This window comes from Aquincola tertiaricarbonis (assembly GCF_000969605.1).
GTDB lineage: Bacteria > Pseudomonadota > Gammaproteobacteria > Burkholderiales > Burkholderiaceae_C > Aquincola > Aquincola tertiaricarbonis.
Genome location: NZ_JZUE01000003.1, coordinates 1 through 20,601 on the forward strand (window position 1 = coordinate 1; position 20,601 = coordinate 20,601).

19 protein-coding genes and 1 tRNA gene are annotated in these 20,601 nt (G+C 69.8%); 8 read left to right on the forward strand and 12 right to left on the reverse strand.

Annotated elements, in window-relative coordinates:
* Positions 1 to 65: 65 nt before the first annotated feature.
* The 4 genes from VO99_RS04130 to VO99_RS04145 form a co-directional block, all read right to left on the reverse strand.
* Positions 66 to 938, reverse strand: coding sequence for a 3',5'-nucleoside bisphosphate phosphatase (locus VO99_RS04130; RefSeq protein WP_046111566.1), 873 nt, complete (start codon positions 936 to 938; stop codon positions 66 to 68).
* 38 nt (positions 939 to 976) lie between these two features.
* The gene (locus tag VO99_RS04135) at positions 977 to 2,101 is read right to left on the reverse strand and encodes a PQQ-dependent sugar dehydrogenase (RefSeq protein ID WP_046111567.1); all 1,125 of its coding nucleotides are present in this window, start codon (positions 2,099 to 2,101) and stop codon (positions 977 to 979) included.
* 75 nt (positions 2,102 to 2,176) lie between these two features.
* Positions 2,177 to 3,904, reverse strand: coding sequence for a single-stranded-DNA-specific exonuclease RecJ (gene recJ / locus VO99_RS04140; protein WP_046111568.1), 1,728 nt, complete (start codon positions 3,902 to 3,904; stop codon positions 2,177 to 2,179).
* Positions 3,901 to 4,839 carry a hypothetical protein gene (locus tag VO99_RS04145; protein ID WP_046111569.1) on the reverse strand — a complete coding sequence of 313 codons (939 nt, stop codon included), beginning with the start codon at positions 4,837 to 4,839 and terminating at the stop codon, positions 3,901 to 3,903. Before VO99_RS04145 ends, recJ begins: the two co-directional genes overlap by 4 nt.
* A gap of 56 nt (positions 4,840 to 4,895) precedes the next feature.
* Between VO99_RS04145 and VO99_RS04150 the strand changes: the two genes are divergently transcribed.
* The 4 genes from VO99_RS04150 (at position 4,896) to VO99_RS04165 (ending at position 9,428) form a co-directional block, all read left to right on the forward strand.
* The gene (locus tag VO99_RS04150) at positions 4,896 to 6,170 is read left to right on the forward strand and encodes a lipoprotein-releasing ABC transporter permease subunit (RefSeq protein ID WP_046111570.1); all 1,275 of its coding nucleotides are present in this window, start codon (positions 4,896 to 4,898) and stop codon (positions 6,168 to 6,170) included.
* Positions 6,163 to 6,852: an ABC transporter ATP-binding protein gene (locus VO99_RS04155; protein ID WP_046111571.1), complete on the forward strand. Its 690-nt coding sequence runs from the start codon at positions 6,163 to 6,165 to the stop codon at positions 6,850 to 6,852. Before VO99_RS04150 ends, VO99_RS04155 begins: the two co-directional genes overlap by 8 nt.
* 148 nt (positions 6,853 to 7,000) lie before the next feature.
* Positions 7,001 to 8,215 carry a cation:proton antiporter gene (locus VO99_RS04160; RefSeq protein ID WP_046111572.1) on the forward strand — a complete coding sequence of 405 codons (1,215 nt, stop codon included), beginning with the start codon at positions 7,001 to 7,003 and terminating at the stop codon, positions 8,213 to 8,215.
* 76 nt (positions 8,216 to 8,291) lie between these two features.
* The gene (locus VO99_RS04165; RefSeq protein WP_046111573.1) at positions 8,292 to 9,428 is read left to right on the forward strand and encodes a YbdK family carboxylate-amine ligase; all 1,137 of its coding nucleotides are present in this window, start codon (positions 8,292 to 8,294) and stop codon (positions 9,426 to 9,428) included.
* A gap of 10 nt (positions 9,429 to 9,438) precedes the next feature.
* On the opposite strand, the gene VO99_RS04170 is transcribed toward VO99_RS04165, so the two are convergent.
* From VO99_RS04170 to VO99_RS04180, 3 genes are all read right to left on the reverse strand, one after another.
* Positions 9,439 to 10,497: a S1C family serine protease gene (locus VO99_RS04170; RefSeq protein WP_046111574.1), complete on the reverse strand. Its 1,059-nt coding sequence runs from the start codon at positions 10,495 to 10,497 to the stop codon at positions 9,439 to 9,441.
* 110 nt (positions 10,498 to 10,607) lie between these two features.
* Positions 10,608 to 11,204 (reverse strand): rhomboid family intramembrane serine protease, encoded by a 597-nt coding sequence (locus tag VO99_RS04175; RefSeq protein ID WP_046111836.1) that lies wholly within the window; start codon positions 11,202 to 11,204, stop codon positions 10,608 to 10,610.
* A 76-nt stretch (positions 11,205 to 11,280) separates the two neighbouring features.
* A tRNA-Leu gene (locus tag VO99_RS04180) sits at positions 11,281 to 11,365 on the reverse strand.
* A gap of 105 nt (positions 11,366 to 11,470) precedes the next feature.
* Between VO99_RS04180 and cysM the strand changes: the two genes are divergently transcribed.
* Complete coding sequence (cysM, locus tag VO99_RS04185) at positions 11,471 to 12,376, forward strand: cysteine synthase CysM (RefSeq protein WP_046111575.1); 906 nt, start codon at positions 11,471 to 11,473, stop codon at positions 12,374 to 12,376.
* A 12-nt stretch (positions 12,377 to 12,388) separates the two neighbouring features.
* On the forward strand, positions 12,389 to 12,616 hold the full coding sequence (locus tag VO99_RS04190; RefSeq protein ID WP_046111576.1) for a sulfurtransferase TusA family protein: 228 nt from the start codon (positions 12,389 to 12,391) through the stop codon (positions 12,614 to 12,616).
* Positions 12,617 to 12,637: 21 nt separating this feature from the next.
* Here VO99_RS04190 and galU read toward each other — a convergent pair whose 3' ends face one another.
* Positions 12,638 to 13,504 (reverse strand): UTP--glucose-1-phosphate uridylyltransferase GalU, encoded by an 867-nt coding sequence (gene galU / locus VO99_RS04195; RefSeq protein WP_046111577.1) that lies wholly within the window; start codon positions 13,502 to 13,504, stop codon positions 12,638 to 12,640.
* Positions 13,505 to 13,585: 81 nt separating this feature from the next.
* Here galU and VO99_RS04200 point away from each other — a divergent pair, with 81 nt between their 5' ends.
* Positions 13,586 to 14,527 carry an NAD(P)-dependent oxidoreductase gene (locus VO99_RS04200; RefSeq protein ID WP_046111578.1) on the forward strand — a complete coding sequence of 314 codons (942 nt, stop codon included), beginning with the start codon at positions 13,586 to 13,588 and terminating at the stop codon, positions 14,525 to 14,527.
* Between the two features lie 17 nt (positions 14,528 to 14,544).
* On the opposite strand, the gene VO99_RS04205 is transcribed toward VO99_RS04200, so the two are convergent.
* Together VO99_RS04205 and VO99_RS04210 are read right to left on the reverse strand one after the other, a co-directional pair.
* Positions 14,545 to 17,391 carry a valine--tRNA ligase gene (locus VO99_RS04205; protein ID WP_046111579.1) on the reverse strand — a complete coding sequence of 949 codons (2,847 nt, stop codon included), beginning with the start codon at positions 17,389 to 17,391 and terminating at the stop codon, positions 14,545 to 14,547.
* A gap of 82 nt (positions 17,392 to 17,473) precedes the next feature.
* Complete coding sequence (locus VO99_RS04210; RefSeq protein ID WP_046111580.1) at positions 17,474 to 18,451, reverse strand: GMP reductase; 978 nt, start codon at positions 18,449 to 18,451, stop codon at positions 17,474 to 17,476.
* Between the two features lie 139 nt (positions 18,452 to 18,590).
* Here VO99_RS04210 and mdtD point away from each other — a divergent pair, with 139 nt between their 5' ends.
* Positions 18,591 to 19,994 (forward strand): multidrug transporter subunit MdtD, encoded by a 1,404-nt coding sequence (gene mdtD / locus VO99_RS04215; RefSeq protein ID WP_046111581.1) that lies wholly within the window; start codon positions 18,591 to 18,593, stop codon positions 19,992 to 19,994.
* A gap of 24 nt (positions 19,995 to 20,018) precedes the next feature.
* Here mdtD and VO99_RS04220 read toward each other — a convergent pair whose 3' ends face one another.
* Entirely contained in the window at positions 20,019 to 20,339 is a 321-nt protein-coding gene (locus VO99_RS04220) for a type II toxin-antitoxin system PemK/MazF family toxin (protein ID WP_046111582.1), read from the reverse strand.
* Positions 20,333 to 20,596, reverse strand: a complete 264-nt coding sequence (locus VO99_RS04225; protein ID WP_046111583.1) for an AbrB/MazE/SpoVT family DNA-binding domain-containing protein — start codon at positions 20,594 to 20,596, stop codon at positions 20,333 to 20,335. The genes VO99_RS04220 and VO99_RS04225 overlap by 7 nt, the downstream gene beginning before the upstream one ends.
* Positions 20,597 to 20,601: the final 5 nt, after the last annotated feature.

A 20,601-nucleotide genomic window follows, 5' to 3' on the forward strand; every position in this document is an offset into this window, starting at 1 on the left:
CGGCGCTGGTGAAGGCGCTGGAGGTGATGGCGAATCACACGGTGGCGCCGGACGCCTGACGGCGTTCAGTGTGGCCGGAGAATCCGGCCTTCCAGGGCTTCCCACACCGGCTTCAACTGCCCCGGCAAGAACGGCAGCGCCCCCAGGTCGGTGTGGCTCTCGTCCGGCGAATGGAAATCGCTGCCGCGCGACGCATACAGGTCGAACTCCTTGGCCATCTCCGCGTACTTCACATAGTCCGCGGTGGTGTGGCTGCCGGTCACCACCTCCACGCCTTGTCCGCCGTGCGCGATGAACTCGGTGAACAGGGCGTATTCCTCCGTCGGCGTGAAGGCATAGCGACCCGGGTGGGCGATCACTGCCATGCCGCCCGCATCCACGATCCAGCGCACCGCGTCGCGCAGCGTGGCCCACTTGAAGGGCACGAAGCCGGGCTTGCCTTCGGTGAGGAAGCGGCGGAACACCTCCGAGGTATCGGCGCACACGCCGGTGGCCACCAGGTGGCGGGCGAAGTGGGTGCGGCTGATCAGCTCGGGGTTGCCCACGTACTGCAGCGCGCCTTCGAAGGCGCCCTGGATGCCCACCTGCGCCAGGCCGGCGGCCATGTCGCGGGCGCGTTCCTCGCGGCCGCCGCGGGTGCGGCGCAGGCCTTCGTGCAGCGCCCGGTCGTCGATGTCGAAGCCCAGGCCGACGATGTGCACCGTGATGCCGGCGAAGGTGACCGAGATCTCGGCGCCGGTCAGGTAGTTCAGGCCCGCCGCCGCCGCCGCGTCGCGGGCGCGGTGCAGGCCGCCCACCTCGTCGTGGTCGGTCAACGCCCAGAGCTCCACGCCATTGGCGGCGGCGCGGGCGGCGAGCTGTTCGGGCGTCAGCGTGCCGTCGGACACCTGCGAGTGGCAGTGCAGGTCGGCATTGAGGATGGCGGTCGGGGCACTCATGGCGCGATTGTCTCAGCCGCGGCCCGCCCGCGAGCCCGTCAGGGCTGCAGCCGCAGGATGCGCCCGTCCGCGTTGTCCGTCAGCACGTACAGCCAGCCGTCCGACCCCTGCCGCACGTCGCGGATGCGCTCGCCCAGGCGGGTGAGCAGGCGCTCCTCGCTCACCACCTTGTTGCTGCCGTCCAGCTGCAGCCGCAGCAGCGCCTGGCCGCGCAACGCGCCCATGAACAGGTTGCCCTGCCAGCCGGGGTAGCGCTCGCTGGTCAGGAAGGCCAGGCCCGAAGGCGCGATGGACACCGGCACCCAATGGCGCAGCGGCGGCACCACGTCGTCGCGGGCCTCGCCTTCGCCGATGCGGGTGCCCAGGCCGTAGTTGCGGCCATAGGTGATCACCGGCCAGCCGTGGTTGCGGCCCTTTTCCACGCGGTTGAGTTCGTCGCCGCCCTGCGGGCCATGCTCGGTGGCCCACAGCTCGCCGGTGGCCGGGTGCAGCGCCGCGCCCTGCACGTTGCGGTGGCCGTAGCTCCACAGCTCGGGCAGCGCGCCGGCCGGGGCGCCGGTGCTGCCGGCCGCGAAGGGGTTGCCCGGTGCCGGCTGGCCGTCGGTGGTGATGCGCACGATCTTGCCGATGTGGTTGCCGACCTGCTGCGCCTCTTCCTTCAGCGAGAAGCGGTCGCCCAGGGTGACGAACAGCGCGCCGCTGCGGTCGAACACCAGCCGCGATCCGAAGTGGCTGCCGCCGCTGTGCTTGGGCGCCTGGCGGAAGATCACCTGCACGTCGGACAAGGTGTTGCCGTCCAGCGTGGCCCGCGCCACGGCCGTGCCGTTGTTGCCGCCGTCGCCAGGCTCGCTGTAGCTCCAGTAGATGCGGCGGTTCTCGCCGAACCGCGGGTCCACCACCACGTCCAGCAGGCCGCCCTGGCCGCCGGCATCCACCTTGGGCAGCCCGGCCAGCGGAGCGCCTACGCTGCCATCGGCCGCGACGATGCGCAGCCGACCGGCCTTTTCCGTCACCAGCATGCGGCCGTCGGGCAGGAAGGCCAGGGCCCACGGATTCTGCAGCCCGCGGGCCACGGTGACGGTGCGCGGCTCGGCGGCCTGGGTGGACACCAGGGCCAGCGACAAGGCACAACCGGCGGCAAAGGCAAGCAGGGTACGTTTCATGGACTGCAGGCCAGGGCGGCCGGGATGAAGGATGCAAGGATGGACCCGGCCACGGCAGGCCGGTTCCGCAAGCGGCTACACCGAGGCTTCCACCATCATCTGCACGCGCTGCTGGCCTTGGTACTCGTCCAGGCAGATGCGGTAGGCCAGCCGGGCCCGCGCGGGCAGGGGCTCCACCCGGCCGAACCAGATGGCGTCGCGCAGTTGGCCGCCCAGCCGCAGCCGCAGCTTGAGGTGCTTCTCGCCCACCAGGCGCTGGGCGATGACGTCCACCTCGTCGCAGAAGGTGGGCGCCTCGAAGGCCTGGCCCCACACCTGGCCGTCCAGCACCTGCACCGTCTCGGCATTGAAGTACTCCACCGGCAGCGCGCCGTCGGTGCGCAGCCGGCGCTGCAGGGTGTCGGCGTCCAGCCATTCGCGCGCCACCTGCTGCAGCGCCTCGGCAAAGGTGGTGAAGCCGTCCTCGTCGAGGGTGCAGCCCGCGGCCATCGCATGGCCGCCGAACTTGCGCAGCACGCCGGGATGGCGCTTGCTCACCAGGTCCAGCGCATCGCGCAGATGAAAGCCCGGAATGCTGCGGCCCGAGCCCTTGAGCAGCCCGTCCTGCCCGCGCGCGAAGACGAAGGTGGGCCGGTGCAGGCGGTCCTTCAGGCGGCCGGCGACGATGCCCACCACGCCTTCATGGAACTCGTCGTCGAACAGGGCCAGCGCGGGCGGCGGCTCGCCATCGGGCATCAGCCGGTCGAGCAGGGCCTCGGCCTGGTCGCGCATGCCGCTTTCCACGGTGCGCCGCTCGCGGTTGATGGCATCGAGCTGGCCGGCCAGCTCGATGGCGCGTGCGCTGTCGTCGGTGGTCAGGCATTCGATGCCCAGCGTCATGTCCGCCAGCCGGCCGGCGGCATTGATGCGCGGGCCCAGTGCAAAGCCGAAGTCGAAGGCGCTGGCGCGGCTGGCATGGCGCCCCGCCGCGCTGAACAGCGCCGCCACGCCGGGTTGCATGCGCCCGGCGCGGATGCGCTTCAGGCCCTGCGCGACCAGGCGGCGGTTGTTGGCGTCGAGCTTCACCACGTCGGCCACGGTGCCCAGGGCCACCAGGTCGAGCAATGCGTCCAGCTTGGGCTGGGTGGCGGCATCGAACACGCCGCGTGCGCGCAGCTCGGCCCGCAGCGCCAGCAGCACATAGAACATCACGCCCACGCCGGCCAGCGACTTGCTCTCGAAGCCGCAGCAGGGCTGGTTGGGGTTCACGATCACGTCGGCCTCGGGCAGCACCACGGTGTTGCCCACCACGGCGGGCAGGTGGTGGTCGGTCACCAGCACCTGCAGCCCCAGCGCGCGGGCATGGGCCACGCCTTCGAGGCTGGCGATGCCGTTGTCTACCGTCACCAGCAGGTCGGGCTGCTGCTGCATCGCCAGGTCGACGATGGTGGGCGTGAGGCCGTAGCCGTGCAGCGCGCGGTCGGGCACCACGTAGCGCAGCGTGCCAGGCTGCGCGCCGAGCATGGCCAGGCCGCGCAGCGCCACGGCGCAGGCGGTGGCGCCATCGCAGTCGTAGTCGGCCACGATGCAGATGCGGCCGCCGCGGGCCAGCGTGTCGGCCAGCAGCACCGCGGCGGCCTGGGTGCCGTGCAGCGCGGCGGGCGGCAGCAGCCGGCCCAGGCCGTCGTCCAGGTCGTCGGGCGTGCGCACGCCGCGAGCGGCGAACAGCCGCGCCAGCAGCGGGTGCACGCCCGCCTGCTCCAGCGCGAAGGCCACCCGCGGCGGCACGTCGCGGGCTTCGAGCAAGACGTTGGAACCGCTCACAAGCTCTCCAGCAAAGGTGCCGCGGCACGGCGTGCGGGGCGCAGCCGTTGCCACAGCGATGGCTTCCGATACGTATAGCTGATGGCGCTGGCTTCGCCGCACAAGGTGAGTCGCGCGCCGGGCTGCTGCGCCGATTGCGCGATGGGGCCGGCATCCAGCGCATGCCACTGCTGCACCCAGCTGAACCAGTCCTCGCCCAGCGCCGGCTGGATCAGGCGGTGGTCCACCTGCGGCGCGGCGGCTTCGTCGGCCGGCTGCCAGGCGCCGGTGGCGCTGAGCCAGAAGGAGTTGACCGGCAGCAGGCCCTGCGCCTCGCGCGCCTGGTTGATGGGATGCTCGTGCAGCAGCATCTGCACCTCGTTCTGCAGGCGGCGCCACAGGCGCGCCGCGCCCTGGCCGGCCGCACGCGGCAGCCACTGGTCGATGCCGCGGTTCATCACACGGTCCAGCGAGGCGGTGGGCAGGGTGGCCAGCGAAGGGTGCGACGCAGCCCAGCGGTCGGGACCCTGCCACAGCAGCCGCGCGCCATCGCCTTCGAACAGCGGCAGCACCGCATCGAACACGGCGCGCGACTGCGCTTCGTCCAGCGACAAGGCAGCGGGCGGCAGCAGCGTCACCTGGTCGGAGCCCACGGCCCAGTGGGCGGGCGTCACCCAGCCCCAGCCGGCGGCCTCCTCGCCGGCGGGCGGCTGGCCCATCTCGCGGGCGGCAAAGGGCAGCAGGCCGTCCGCCAGCTGGCCGTCGGCGGCCTGCCAGCCCAGCGCGCGGGCCAGCACCCGCTCATGCGGCGGCGACAGGCTGGTCTCGTCGCCGGCATCGCGCTCGGCCTCGGCCCAGGTGGCCAGCAGGGTTTCGAGGTGGGGCAGCTGCAGTTGGCTCAGCGCATGGCGCCCGGCGTCCGACAGCGGCGCCGCATGGGGAATCAGCAGGTGCATGGCGGCAATTATCCCGGCACAAGCCGGCAAACACCCTGGGCTACCATGCGCCCCGCATGACAAGACCATCCAGTTCCTGGCCCTACGAATTGCAGATCGGCTGGCGCTATACCCGCGCCGGCCGGGCCGGGCGCCGTAACGGCTTCATCTCGTTCATCTCGGGCGTGTCGATGCTGGGCATCGCGCTCGGCGTGGCCGCGCTCATCATCGTGCTGTCGGTGATGAACGGCTTCCAGAAGGAAGTGCGCGACCGCATGCTGAGCGTGATCCCGCACGTCGACCTGTTCGATGCGCAAGGCGCGCCGATGCTCGACTGGCAGGCCACCGCGGCGCGCGTGAAGCAGCTGCAGCCCGACGTGATCGGCGCCGCGCCCTTCGTGGCGCAGCAGGCCCTGGTGGCCCGCGGCGATGACATGCGCGGCGTGCTGGTGCGCGGCATCTCTCCGGCCGACGAGGCGCAGGTCACGCCGCTGGCCGCCAGCCTGCGTGACGGCGCCTTCGGCCTGCTGCAGCCCGGGCAGTGGAACATCGTGCTGGGCGCCGAGCTGGCCCGCCAGCTGGGCGTGCAGCCGGGCTCGCAGGTGACGCTGGTGGCGCCCAACGGGCAGGTGACGCCAGCCGGCGTGGTGCCCCGGCTCAAGCAGTTCACCGTGGCGGGGCTGTTCGAGTCGGGCCACTACGAATACGACAGCTCGCTGGTGATGATCCACCTGGACGATGCCTCGGTGCTGTTCCGCACCGGCGGGCCCACCGGGCTGCAGCTCAAGCTGCGCGACCTCAACGATGCGCGCGCGGTGGCCGCGCAGCTGGGCACCGCACTCGGCTCCGACGTGGTGGTACGCGACTGGACCCGCACCAACCGCAACTGGTACGACGCGGTGCAGCTCGAAAAGCGCATGATGTTCATCATCCTCACGCTGATCGTGGCGGTGGCCGCGTTCAATCTCGTCAGCACGCTGGTGATGACGGTGACCGACAAGCGCGCCGACATCGCCATCCTGCGCACGCTGGGCGCCAGTCCGCGGTCGATCATGGGCATCTTCATGGTGCAGGGCGCCGCCTCGGGCATCGTGGGCACGGCGACCGGCGTGCTGATGGGCCTGCTGGTGGCCTTCAACATCGACACCATCGTGCCGGCCATCGAGCGGCTGCTGAACACCAGCTTCCTGCCGGCCAGCGTGTACGTCATCAGCCGCATGCCCAGCGATCCGCAGTGGGACGACATCGCGCCCATCGGCGTGATCTCGCTGGTGCTGGCCTTCCTGGCGACGATCTATCCGAGCTGGCGCGCGAGCCGCATCAATCCCGCGGAAGCGCTTCGTTATGAATGAGCTTTCCCGCACCGTGCTCAAGTGCAGCGGCCTGCGCAAGCGCTTCCATGAGGGCACGATCGACGTCGAGGTGCTCAAGGGCATCGAACTGGACGTGCGTGCCGGCCAGACGCTGGCCATCGTCGGCGCCTCGGGCTCGGGCAAGAGCACGCTGCTGCACCTTCTGGGTGGGCTGGATGCGCCCACCACCGGCAAGGTGGAGCTGATGGGCCGCGACTTCGCCACCATGGGCGCGGGCGAGCAGGGCCGTTGGCGCAACCAGCACCTGGGCTTCGTCTACCAGTTCCACCACTTGCTGCCCGAGTTCACCGCGCTGGACAACGTGGCCATGCCGCTGCGCATCCGCCGCATGGGCGGGCCGCAGGCGCTGGCCACCGCACGCGAGGCCCTGGCTCGCGTGGGCCTGGCGCAGCGGGTGGACCACCGGCCCTCGGAGCTGTCGGGCGGCGAGCGGCAGCGCGTGGCCATCGCGCGGGCGCTGGTCACCGGCCCGGCCTGCGTGCTGGCCGACGAGCCCACCGGCAACCTGGACCGCGAGACCGCGCAGGTGGTGTTTGCCGAGATGCTGGCCATGGCGCGCGAACGCGGCACCGCCTTCGTGCTGGTGTCGCACGATGAAAGCCTGGCGTCACGCTGCGACCGCATGCTGCGCATGCGCAGCGGCGTGCTCGGCGAAGGCTGAAGAATCCTGCGCTGTCCTACAGCGACACGCGGCATCGGCTGACACGGTTTTGCACGCCGCCTGCGGAAGATGGCGGGCCGGCCCCGGCACGACCCGGTGCCACCGTATCGGCCATCGCTGCCCATAACGACGATAACGAGGAGAGTGCATGACCGACTCGCTGTGGTCTTTCGTGATCACCGCGCCTTGGGCGCTGCGCCCCGACACCCTGCTGGGGGCCAGCCTGCTGATGGTGGCCGCCGCCCTGCTGGGAGAACTGGCCTGGCGCCGGCTGCGCTGGCCGCGGCTGACGGGTTATGCCGCGGTGGGCGCGGTGCTGGCCCTCACCGGCCTGGGGGCCGAAGGCAACGAGGCCGCGCTGCGGCTGGCCGTGGACGTGGCGCTGGCACTGCTGCTGTTCGAGGCCGGCGCACGGCTGAACCTGCGCTGGCTGGCGCGCAATCCGTGGCTGCTGGCCACCAGCCTGTTCGAGGCGGCGCTGGCCGGCATCGTGGTGCTGGTGGCCGCGCGCCTGATGGGGGTGCCGCCGGCGGTCGCCGGGCCGCTGGCCATCATCTGCATGTGCGTGTCGCCCGCGGTGGTGCAGCGGGTGGTGGGCGAGTGCGGCGCGGCCGGGCAGGTGACGGAACGGCTGATGGCCCTGTCCGCCCTCAACACGCTGTATGCGGTGCTGGCGCTGAAGCTGCTGAGCGCCGGCCTGCTGCTCAGTGACCCGGGCACCTGGCTCAGTGCGCTGCCCACCGTCACCGTCTCCTTCTTCGGGTCGTTCCTGGTGGGCGCCGCGCTCGGCTCGCTGCTGGCGCTGATGGCGCGCCGGCTGGACCTGCGCAACGAGAATTCGGTGGTGCTGGTGCTGGGCTGCGTGATGGTGGCGCTGGTGGTGGCCAAGACGCTGCAGCTCAGCCTGCTGCTGGTGCCCCTGCTGGCCGGCATGTGGCTGCGCAACCGGACCGACCGGCCCTGGGTGTGGCCGCGCCACTTCGGCACCGTGGGCGGCGTGCTGGTGCTGGTGCTGTTCGTGGCCGTCAGCTCGGCCTGGTCGCCGGCCGCGCTCGTGACCGCGGGCGGCGTGGCCGCGGTGCTGGTGGTGGTGCGCTGGCTGGCCAAGATCACCGCCGTGTTCATGCTGGCCCGGCCCAGCGGCCTGGCCTGGAAGCAGGCCTGCGCGCTGGGGGCGTCGCTGCTGCCGCTGTCGGCCACCGCCTGGGTGCTGGCGCTGGACTTCGGCGTGGCGCATCCGCAGGTGGGCCCGGCGCTGCTGCCGTTCGTGCTGGCCATGCTGGCCTTCATCGAGCTGCCTTCGCCGCTGGTGGTGATGTACAGCCTGCGCGCGGTGGGCGAAATTGAAAAGGAACGCCAATGAGCAACGCCGCACGGCCGCCCGAAGGCGGTGCTCCTCCCTCCCGGAGGGATCCCGCGCAGCGGGAGGGTGCCCCATCATGAGCCTCGAAGCCTTTGCCTCCTCCAAGTCCTTCACCATGGGCGTGGAGCTGGAGCTGCAGATCGTCAACCGGCACGACTACGACCTGACCAACGGCGCCACCGACCTGCTGCGCGTGATGGAGCGCCACAAGTTGGAAGCCGACGTCAAGCCGGAGATCACCAGCAGCATGATCGAGACGTCCACCGGCATCTGCGAGCGCCACCACGACGTCATCACGCAGCTGACCGACGTGCGCGACGCGCTGGTGGACAGCGCCGGCCAGCTCAACCTGCGGCTGTGCGGCGGCGGCACCCATGCCTTCCAGGACTGGAGCCAGCGCCGCATCGTCGACACGCCGCGCTACCTGCAGGTCTCGCAGCTGTACGGCTACCTGAGCAAGCAGTTCACCGTGTTCGGCCAGCATGTGCACATCGGCTGCCCCTCGCCCGACGATGCGCTGTGGCTGCTGCATGCGCTCAGCCGCTACGTGCCGCATGTGATCGCGCTGTCGGCCTCGTCGCCCTACATCCAGGGCAGCGACACCGGCTATGAGTCGTCGCGGTTGAACACGGTGTCGGCCTTCCCGCTGTCGGGCCGTGCGCCCTTCATGCTGAAGTGGAGCGAGTTCGAGCACTTCTTCAGCAAAATGGAGCATACCGGCGTCGTCAAGTCGATGAAGGACTTCTACTGGGACATCCGCCCCAAGCCCGAGTTCGGCACGATCGAGGTGCGCGTGATGGACGTGCCGCTGACGGTGGAAAAGGCCGCCGCCATCGCGGTGTACCTGCAATGCGTGGCCCGCTGGCTGCTGACCGAGAAGCCCTTCGAGCCGCAGGACGACGACTACCTCGTCTACACCTACAACCGCTTCCAGGCCTGCCGCTTCGGGCTCGACGGCGAGGTGGTGGACCCGCGCACCGCCGAGCACAAGCCGCTGCGCCAGCTCATCGCTCAGACGCTGCAGCAGGTGGAGATGCATGCCATCGAGCTGCGCGCCGAGAAGGGCCTGCTTCTGCTGCGCGACCAGCTCACCCGCGACCAGCCCAGCGACGCCGGCTGGCTGCGTTCCATCCAGCAGCGCGAGCAATACCTGCCCGAGGTGGTGCGCCAGCAGTGCCTGCGCTTCGAGGGCGTGAGGGCGCCGCTTCGCTAGGGGCCGGCTGCTAGATCCCCTGTGCCCGCCGCAGCGTCTTCATGCGGTCGACGCTGTGCAGGGTCAGCGTCTGCGGCGTGTCGTCGCGCAGGATCTCCAGCCGCACGTCGCGCTCGGCGGCGCCGCCGCTCCACAGCGTCTTCCACAGCGCGCCCAGCGAGCCCACGGCCGCGCCGTCGATGCGCACGATGCGGTCGCCCGGCTGCAGGCCGGCCACGTCGGCCGGGCTGTCGGCATTCACCCGCAGCACCCGCACCTCGCCGGCCAGCTCCAGGCAGTTCAGGCCCAGCCAGGCACGGCGGCTGGCGGCCGACATGCCGCTGCTGCGCAGCTCCGCCAGGATGGGCGGCAGCAGGTCGATGGGCACGAACATGTTGCCCGGCAATGCCGGCCCCTGCTCGCCCAGCGCCTGCGCCACCACCAGCGAGCCGATGCCCACCAGCTCGCCCTGGCTGTTGAACAGGCCGGCGCCACTGTGGTCGGCCCGTGCCGGCGCGGTGAACAGCGCATCCTCCAGCAGGTATTCCCAGTAGCCGGCAAACGGCCGGCGCGACACCAGCTGCGCGATGCCCACCGCCGCATCGCCGCCGCCGCTGGCCATCATCAGCGGCTCCTCCACCTGCAGCGCCCGTGCCGAGCCCAGCGGCACCGGCTGCACCTTCAGCGGTGCCAGCGCCTGCAGCAGGCCGAAGCCGGTGGCCACGTCATAGGCCACCACGCGGGCCGGCACCTTGCGTTCGTCGTCCAGGGTCAGCAGCACCTGGTCGGCCTCCAGGATGAGGTAGCCGATGGTCAGCACCAGGCCGTCGCCGTCGATCACCACGCCGGAGCCGGCCCGCGCGCGGCCCAGCGAGCTGCTGGAGCGTGCATCGGGCACCGCCAGCGCCTGCACGCCCACCACCGCCTGGTGCGCGCGCTGCAAGGCCTGGGTCTGCGACGGGGAGGGGCCGGCGGCGGCGTCGGGCAGCGGGGCGGCCGCGGCCACGTTCACCAGCGCCCCCAGCAGCGCCACCAGCAGCGCGGCGGCCATCAGCAACGCCTCCATCCAAGCTTTGCGATCGCGGCCCATGGGACACCTCCATGCATCGCCCTGCACCGTGTGGCGACTGGCAAAAAGCATGAGGCATGCGGCGCACCATGCGCGCCGCAGGGTTTAGCCGCAGGTGCGGCCGGCGCGCGTCAGCGGCGGCGGCGCGGGAAGGGCGCCTGGCCGCGCCAGTAGCGGATCATCAGGAAGCCGCCGAGCATGCCGCCGAGGTGGGCGAAGTGCGCCACCCCGCTCGGGCCGCCCAGGCCCATCAGCAGCTCCAGCCCGCCGAAGATGGCCACGTACACCTTGGCCTTCATCGGGATGGGCGGGATCAGCAGCTGGATGGTGCGGTTGGGAAACAGCATGCCGAAGGCCAGCAGCAGCCCGTACAGCGCGCCGGAGGCGCCCACCGTCGGCGCGTTGGAGCCGATCAGCGCGGTGAAGCCCAGCTGCACCGCGGCCGCGGCCAGCGCGCTGGCGGCCAGGAACTGCATGTAGCGCCTGGGGCCCCAGAGGTTTTCCAGTTCCGAGCCGAACATCCACAGGCCCAGCATGTTGAACAGCAGGTGGAACGCGCTGCCATGCAGGAAGGCATAGGTGATGACCTGCCACGGCTGGAACAGCCCGGTGCTCAGCGGCCAGAGCATCGCGATGGCTTCGTACTGCGCCGGTATCAGCAACCCCAGGCAGAAGATGCCCACACAGATCAGGATCAGCGTCTTGGTGACCGGCGGCAGAGGCGGCATGCGGATGATCTCTCGGGGGTGCGGAGCGAGCGAGCGGCGCGCGGTGCCGGACAGGCCCTTGGGCGGCGTGCTTGCGTGGTGCCCGCGGCCAGACTCGAACTGGCACGCCTTGCGGCGGCGGATTTTGAATCCGCTACGTCTACCGATTTCGTCACGCGGGCTTCGGAAGCCGTTGCGGGCTTCCTGCGTGGGCGCGGATTATGTCATGCGGGGCCTGCATCACCGGGTGCGCTGCAGTGCGCAGGCACTGCTGCCACAATCAAAACATGGCCCATTACAAGACCCTTGAAGACGTCATCGGCGGCACGCCACTGGTGCGCCTGCAGCGCCTGCCCGGCGACGAGATCACGAAGCGCGGCAATGTGATCCTCGGCAAGCTGGAGGGCAACAATCCCGCGGGATCGGTGAAGGACCGGCCGGCCATCAACATGATCCGCCGCGCCGAGGAGCGCGGCGAGATCCGCCCGGGCGACACGCTGATCGAGGCCACGTCAGGCAACACCGGCATCGCGCTGGCCATGGCCGCGGCCATCCGCGGCTACCGCATGGTGCTGATCATGCCGGAGGACCTGTCCATCGAACGCGCGCAGACCATGAAGGCCTTCGGCGCCGAGCTGGTGCTGACGCCGCGCTCCGGCGGCATGGAATACGCGCGCGACCTGGCCGAGCAGATGCAGAAGGACGGCAAGGGCCGGGTGCTGGACCAGTTCGCCAATGCCGACAACCCGGCGGTGCACTACGACACCACCGGCCCCGAGCTGTGGGACCAGACCGATGGCCGCATCACGCACTTCGTCAGCGCGATGGGCACCACCGGCACCATCACCGGCGTGTCGCGCTACCTGAAGGAGCGCAATCCGGCGGTGCGCATCGTGGGCGCGCAGCCCAGCGAGGGCTCGCGCATCCCGGGCATCCGCAAATGGCCCGAGGCCTACCTGCCGAAGATCTACGACCCGAAGGCGGTGGACGAGCTGGTGTACGTCTCGCAGGCCGATGCGGAGCACATGGCGCGCCGCATGGCCAGCGAGGAAGGCCTGTTCGCCGGCATCTCCGCCGCCGGCGCCTGCTGGGCCGCGCTGCAGCTGGCCCAGACGGTGGACAACGCCACCATCGTGTTTGTCGTGTGCGACCGCGGCGACCGCTACCTGTCCACCGGCGTGTTCCCGGCCTGAAGGCGCAGCAGCATGGAAGCCCACAAAGAGATCGACACCCGCGGCATGAACTGCCCGCTGCCCATCCTCAAGGCCAAGAAGGCCTTGGCCGACATGGCCTCCGGCCAGGTGCTGAAGGTGGTGGCGACCGACCCCTCGTCCACCCGCGACTTCCAGGCCTTTGCGAAGCAGACCGGCAACGACCTGCTCGAACAGACCGCCAACGGCGGCGAGTTGGTGCACTACCTCAAGCGCAGATAAGGCCCGCAGCCGGGCCCTCGCTCAGAGTTCGATCGACTTGAGGTATTCGCGGAACCCGGGGCCCAGCGTGGGATGCGCCAGGGCCAGGGCCACGTTGGCTTCCAGGAAGCCTTCCTTGCTGCCGCAGTCGTAGCGCTGGCCTTCGTAGCGGTAGGCGAACACCTTCTCGCGGCGCAGCAGGCCGGCGATGCCGTCGGTCAGCTGGATCTCGCCGCCCACGCCGCGCGGCTGGTTGGCGATCTCATGGAACACGCCCGGCGTCAGGATGTAGCGGCCGGCCACGCCCAGGTTGGACGGTGCGTTCTCGGGCGCGGGCTTCTCGACGATGCGGGTCAGGTCCAGCAGGCGGTCGCTCACCGGCGTGCCGTCGACGATGCCGTAGCGGCGGGTGTGCTCCGGCGGCACTTCCTGCACCGCGATGATGGAAGCGCGCCATTCCTTGAACTGCTCGACCATCTGTGCCAGCACCGAGGGCTTGCCCACCATCAGGTCGTCGGCCAGCAGCACGGCGAAGGGCGCGTTGCCCACCAGCCGCTGGGCGCACAGCACCGCATGGCCCAGGCCCAGGGCCTGCGCCTGGCGCACGTAGATGCACTCCATGTCCTTGGGCTTGACGCTGTGGACCACGTCCAGCAGTTCCTTCTTGCCCGCTTGTTCAAGGGCTACTTCCAGCTCGAACGTCATGTCAAAGTGGTCTTCGATCGGCCGCTTGTGGCGGCCCGTCACGAAGATCATCTCCCGCACACCCGCGGCGTACGCCTCTTCCACGGCGTACTGGATCAGCGGCTTGTCCACCACTGGCAGCATTTCTTTCGGTTGTGCTTTCGTGGCCGGCAGAAACCGGGTGCCCAGGCCTGCGACGGGGAAGATGGCTTTGGTGACCGACATAAAAAACGTAGGAAGAGGGAGTTGGAAGATTGTGGCACGCAGAAAATATGCCATCGGGCAAGTTTGCCTACACCGTGTGACATGGACGTCCTGATCCTGGACGCGTTCGACGCGGATGTGGCCCGATGGCTGGCCGAGCGCCATGGCGTGCACCACGCCCCCGAGCTGATGAACGATGCCGATGGCCTGCGCGCCGCGCTGCTGCAGGCGCGTGCGCTGGTGGCGCCGCAATCGCTGCGGGTGGACGGCGGCCTGCTGGGCGCGGCACCGCAGCTGCGGGCCCTGGCCCGCGTGGGCTCCGAGCCGCCGGCCGTCATCGACCTGGACGCCTGCGAGCGCGCGGGCGTGGAGGTGGTGCGCAACGGCGGCGCGCAGGCCACCGCCAATGCCGAGTTCGTGATCGGCGCGCTGCTGCACCAGTGGCGGCGTGGCGCGGCGCAGCGGGAGCTGGGTAGCGCCACCATCGGCCTGTTCGGCATGCAGCCGGCCGCGCGGTCACTGGCAGCGCTGCTGCAGGCCTTCGGCGCCCGCGTGGTGGGCTACGACCCCTCGTTGCATGCGTCCGATCCGCTGTGGTCGCGCTGGCAGATCGAGCCGCTGCCGCTGCGCGACATGATGGCCGCATGCGATGGCGTGTGCGTGCTGCTGCCGATGTTCAGCCGCTACCGCGGACTGCTGGGCGAGCGGGTGCTGTCCACCTGCAAGCCCGGCCAGGTGCTGGTGAGCCTGACGCATTCCAGCGTGTTCGATGAACTGGCGCTGGCCGAGGCGATGGCCGACGGCCGCGTGGCCGACGTGTGGCTGGACGATGCCGAGCCCGGGCTGGTCGAATCCGGCCGGCCCTTGCATGGGCTGCCCGGCGTGCAGGTCACGTCCCGGTTGGCCGACAGCACGCGTGAGGCCCGCGAGCGCAGCGCCTGGACGGTGGCCCGCCGCATCGACGCGCTGCTGGCGCCCATCGGCCGCCAGGCCTCACCAGGCAGCCGGCCCGCGCCGCTGTACGCCGCGCCAAGCGCGGCCTGAAGCACCGCCCCGGCCGCTCACGCCGTGGCTTCGAGCCGCGCGGCCTGGGCCTGCAGCCGGGCCACGGTCTGGGTGAAGTCGGCCAGTCGGGCCTTCTCCTGATCCACCACGGCGGCGGGCGCACGGGCCACGAAGCTCTCGTTGCCCAGCTTGGCATTGGCCTTGGTGATCTCGCCTTTCAGGCGCGTGATCTCCTTGGCCAGGCGGGCCTTCTCGGCCGCCACGTCCACTTCCACATGCAGGGCGAGGCGGATGTCGCCCAGCACCGAGACCGGCGCGGTGGCGGTGGCCGCATCGAAGGCGGCTTCGTCGGCCAACACCTGCACGTCCGACAGCTTGGCCAGTGCCTTCAGCAGCGGCGCAACGGCCTGCACGAAGTCGGCATCACCCAGCGTGATCAGCGGCACCCGCTCGGCAGGCGACAGGTTCATCTCGGCGCGCAGGTTGCGGCAGGCGCCGACGGTGGCCTTCAGCCGCGCCATCCAGGCGATGGCCGCTTCGTCGATCTTTTCCGGCTGCGCCTGCGGATAGGCGGCGGTGACGATGGACGGGCCTTCACGCCCGGCCACCGGCGCCACCGTGTTCCACAGCTCGGCGGTGATGAAGGGCGTGATCGGGTGCAGCAGCCGCAGCACCGCTTCCAGCGTGCGGATCAGCGTGCGGCGGGTGGCGCGCTGCTGCGCTTCGTTGCCGGTCTGGATCTGCACCTTGGCCACTTCCAGGTACCAGTCGCAATACTCGTCCCACACGAAGCTGTAGATCGTGTTGGCGACGTTGTCCAGCCGGTACTCGGCGAAGCCCTGGGCCACCGCGGCTTCCACCTTCTGCAGCTCGCTGCTGATCCAGCGGTCGGCGGGGCTGAACTGCATGTAGCCGTGGAACGGGCCGCCGGGCGCGCATTCGGCCTTGCTGTGCTCGGCCAGGCCGCAGTCCTGGCCTTCGCAGTTCATCAGCACGAAGCGGGTGGCGTTCCAGAGCTTGTTGCAGAAATTGCGGTAACCCTCGCAGCGCTTGCTGTCGAAATTGACACTGCGGCCCAGCGTGGCCATGGCCGCGAAGGTAAAGCGCAGCGCATCGGCGCCATAGGCCGGAATGCCCGCCGGAAATTCCCTTTCGGTGGCCTTGCGCACCTTGGGCGCGGTTTCCGGCTTGCGCAGGCCGACCACGCGCTTGTCGAGCAACGGCCCGAGCTCGATGCCGTCGATCAGATCGACCGGATCGAGCACATTGCCCTCGCTCTTGCTCATCTTCTTGCCCTGCGCATCCAGCACCAGGCCATGGATGTACACGTGCCGGAAGGGCACGCGGCCGGTGAAGTGCTTGGTCATCATGATCATCCGGGCGACCCAGAAGAAGATGATGTCGTAGCCGGTGACCAGCACGCTGCTGGGCAGGAAGAGGTCCTGCTCGACCGTCTGCTCGGGCCAGCCCAGGGTGCTGAAGGGCACCAGCGCCGAGGAGTACCAGGTGTCCAGCACGTCCTCGTCGCGCTGCAGCGCACCGGTGTAGCCGGCAGCGGTGGCGCGCTCGCGCGCTTCTTCCTCGCTGCGGGCGACGAACAGCTCGCCGTTCTCGCCGTACCAGGCCGGGATCTGGTGGCCCCACCAGAGCTGGCGCGAAATGCACCAGTCCTGGATGTTCTTCATCCACTGGTTGTAGGTATTGACCCAGTTCTCCGGCACGAACTTGACTTCGCCGGACTGCACTGCGCCGATGGCTTCCTCGGCGATGCTCTGGCCGTTGGCGCCCGGTTGGGTCATCGCCACGAACCACTGGTCGGTCAGCATCGGCTCGATCACCTGGCCGGTGCGGGCGCAGCGCGGCACCATCAGCTTGTGCTTCTTCACCTCGACCAGCAGGCCTTCGGCTTCCAGCTGGGCGACGATCTGCTTGCGCGCGACGAAGCGGTCCAGGCCCACGTAGCTGGCGGGGATCTCCGGCACCTCGGCGCCGCTGACCTTGGCTTCCAGGTCGAAGATGGTGAGCATCGGCAGCTGGTGCCGCAGGCCCACCTGGTAGTCGTTGGTGTCGTGGGCCGGGGTGACCTTCACCACGCCGGTGCCGAAGGCCTTGTCCACGTAGTCGTCGGCGATCACCGGCACCAGCCGGCCGGTGACGGGCAGCCGCACCTGGCGGCCGACGAGGTGCGTGTAGCGCTCGTCCTCCGGGTGCACCATCACCGCGGTGTCGCCCAGCATCGTCTCGGGCCGCGTGGTGGCCACCACCAGCGATTCGTCGCTGCCCTCGATGGGGTAGCGGATGTGCCAGAGGCTGCCGTCCTCTTCCTCGCTCTCCACCTCCAGGTCGCTGACGGCGCTCTTGAGCACCGGGTCCCAGCTCACCAGGCGCTTGCCGCGGTAGATCAGGCCTTCCTCGTACAGCCGCACGAAGGTCTCGGTGACCACTTTCGACAGCTTGTCGTCCATGGTGAAGTACTCGTGGCCCCAGCTCACGCTGTCGCCCATGCGGCGCATCTGCTGCGTGATGGTGGAGCCCGATTGCTGCTTCCATTCCCACACGCGGGCCACGAAGTTCTTGCGGCCCAGGTCGTGCCGGCTCAGGCCCTGGTCCTGCAGCTGGCGCTCCACCACGATCTGCGTGGCGATGCCGGCATGGTCGGTGCCCGGCACCCACAGCGTGTTGAAGCCGCGCATGCGGTGGTAGCGCGTCAACGAGTCCATGATGGTCTGGTTGAACGCATGGCCCATGTGCAGCGTGCCGGTGACGTTGGGCGGCGGCAGCTGGATGCTGAAGCTGGGCTTGGCCGGATCGAGCGTGGGCTCGTAGACGCCGCTCTTCTCCCACAGCGGACCCCAATGGGCCTCGATGGCGGCGGGTTCGAAGGACTTGGCGAGTTCGGTCATGGCGAAGATGGCCGGTGCGCCCGCCCGCGGAAAACGGGCCGGCGCGAGGGCGTTGCAGGGGGATCGCCGATTGTAGGCGGGGCTACATCAGCAGATGCTCGCCGGCGTTGTCGCCGCCCAGGATCACGTAGTTGACCCGGCGCACGTCGGCCAGCCCGGTGCCGCCGGCATACGAGATCGAGCTCTGCAGGTCTTCGCGCATCTCGCGCAGGGTGTCGGCCAGGCGGCCCTTCACCGGCTCGAGGATGCGCTTGCCTTCCACGTGCTTGTACTCGCCCTTGTTGAAGTCGGACGCCGAGCCGTAGTACTCCTTGAACAGCTTGCCGTCGACTTCCACCGTCTGGCCGGGCGACTCCTCGTGGCCTGCGAACAGCGAGCCGATCATGACCATGCTGGCGCCGAAGCGCACGCTCTTGGCGATGTCGCCGTGGTCGCGGATGCCGCCGTCGGCAATGATGGGCTTGGTGGCCACGCGGGCACACCACTTCAGCGCCGAGAGCTGCCAGCCGCCGGTGCCGAAGCCCGTCTTCAGCCGCGTGATGCACACCTTGCCCGGGCCGATGCCCACCTTGGTGGCGTCGGCGCCCCAGTTCTCCAGGTCGATCACGGCTTCGGGCGTGCCCACGTTGCCGGCGATCACGAAGGCCTTGGGCAGCTTGTGCTTGATGTGCTCGATGGTGCGGCGCACGCTCTCGGCATGGCCGTGGGCGATGTCGATGGTGATGTAGTCGGCGCCCACGCCATCGGCGGCCAGGCGGTCAATCACCTCGAAGTCGGCCGGCTTGACGCCCGAGCTGATCGACACGAACAGGCCCTTGTCGCGCATGCGGCGGGCGTAGGCCACGTTGTCCACGTCGAAGCGGTGCATCACGTAGAAGTAGCCGTTGGCCGCCAGCCACTGGCTGATCGGCTCGTCGATCACCGTCTTCATGTTGGCCGGCACCACCGGCAGGTTGAAGCGGCGGCCGCCGAATTCGAGCGAGGTGTCGCACTCGCTGCGGCTGTCCACCCGGCACTTGCGCGGCAGCAGCAGAACGTTGTCGTAGTCGAAGATTTCCATGAGCCAGGCTCCTTAATAACGTCAGGCGAGCGCTTGACTTGGAACCCGGCCGGGCACCGTAAGTGCCCAAGAAAAACCGGGCGCCAAAATTTGGGCCCGGTGACTGATTCTACGCGCCAGGTCCAGCAAGGAAGTCTTCGTGCCCGATACCCCCACCCGGCGGCTGCTGCCCTGGCTCGCCGCCGTCGCGTTCTTCATGCAGACGCTGGACGCCACCATCCTCAACACCGCGCTGCCCAGCATGGCGCGCAGCCTGGGCGAAAGCCCCCTGCGCATGCAGTCGGTGGTGGTGGCGTACATGCTCACCACGGCGCTGCTCATCCCCGCCTCCGGCTGGCTGGCCGACCGCTTCGGCACGCGGCGCATCTTCATGTCGGCGATCGCGCTGTTTTCGCTGGGCTCGCTGTTCTGCGCGCTGGCGCCCACGCTGCCGGTGCTGGTGGCCGGCCGGGTGGTGCAGGGGCTGGGCGGCGCGCTGATGCTGCCGGTGGGGCGGCTGGCCATCCTGCGCAGCTTTCCGCGCGCCGAGCTGCTGAAGACGCTGGCCTTCGTCTCCATCCCCGGCCTGTTCGGCCCGCTGGTGGGGCCGCCGCTGGGCGGCTGGCTGGTGGAGGTGGCGAGCTGGCACTGGGTGTTCCTCATCAACCTGCCGGTAGGCCTGCTGGGCGTGCTGCTGACCACGCGCTACATGCCCGACCTGCGCGCGGCCCAGCGCCCGCGCTTCGACGGCCGCGGCTTCGTGCTGTTCTCGCTGGGCCTGATGCTGGTGTCGCTGGCGCTGCAGGGCCTGGGCGAGCGGGCCTTCAGCACGGCCGCTTCGGTGCTGCTGCTGGTGGCCGGCCTGGCCGCGATGTGCGGCTACTGGCTGCATGCGGCGCGGGCCGAGCAGCCGCTGTTCGGGCTGCAGCTGTTCCGCATTCCTACCTTCGCGGTGGGCATCGCCGGCAACCTGTTCAGCCGGCTGGGCAGCGGGGCGATGCCCTTCCTCACGCCGCTGTTCCTGCAGGTGGGGCTGGGCTATTCGCCCTCGGCCGCGGGCCTGAGCATGGTGCCCACGGTGGCCGGCGCAATGGTGGCCAAGCGCTTCGCGGAACGAGTGATCGGCCGCTACGGCTACCGCAACGTGCTGGTGGCCAACACGTTGATGCTGGGCGGCATGATCGCCGGCTTCTCGCTGATCGACCGCGGCACGCCGCAGGCGGTGATCCTGCTGCACCTGGCCTGCTTCGGCATCGTCAACTCCCTGCAGTTCACCGCGATGAACACGCTGAGCCTGAGCGACCTGGACGAGCGCACCGCCAGCAGCGGCAACAGCCTGCTGTCGGTGATGATGCAGCTGTCGATGAGCCTGGGCGTGGCCGCCGCGGCCAGCCTGCTGCTGGCCTTCAATCCGCAGGCACTGGAAGGCGAGGCGCTGATGCCGGCCTTCCACCGCACCTACCTGTGCGTGGGCGCGCTGTCGGTGATGGCCTCGTGGATCTTCTTCCAGCTCGGCCGCCACGAGCGGCCGAGCGGGCCGGCTTCGCAGGAGGTGGAGGCTTGACAGCGTCCGGCGGGTTGCCGGAAATCACTCGGCGAAGATTTCCTGCAGCGTGGCCAGGGTGCTGCTCAAAGTCTTGGGAGTCAGGCGACCCAGCTTCTTGCTCAGACGCACCTTGTCGACGGTGCGGAGCTGGTCGAGCAAGACCAGGCCTTTGGTGCCCGCATGCGTCACCGGCAGCCGAAATGGCGCCGCGAAACCTTTGGACGTCATGGGCGCGACGATGACCGTGCGAAGAGCGTCATTCAACTCCGGCGGCGACACCACCACGCAGGGCCGCGACTTCTTGATCTCGCTGCCGACGGTGGGATCGAGGTTCACCAACCAGATGTCGCCCCGCTTCACCATGCCAGTTCCGCATCGCCCTCGTTGCCGAATTCGCCCATGACCAGTTCGTCGGCGCCCGCGGCCGCCACCTGCCTGGCTGCTTCGGCCCAACCGCTGCGCACGGGCTTGGTGGGCTTGCGCACGACGATGACGCCATTTTCAACCAGCATCTCGGCGTCGGTGGCGTTCTCCAGGCCAGCCTGAGCCAGGATCGGTTTCGGCACGACAAAGCCGCGGCTGTTGCCGATGGTTCGGATGGAGACGTGGATGGCTTGCATAGTGA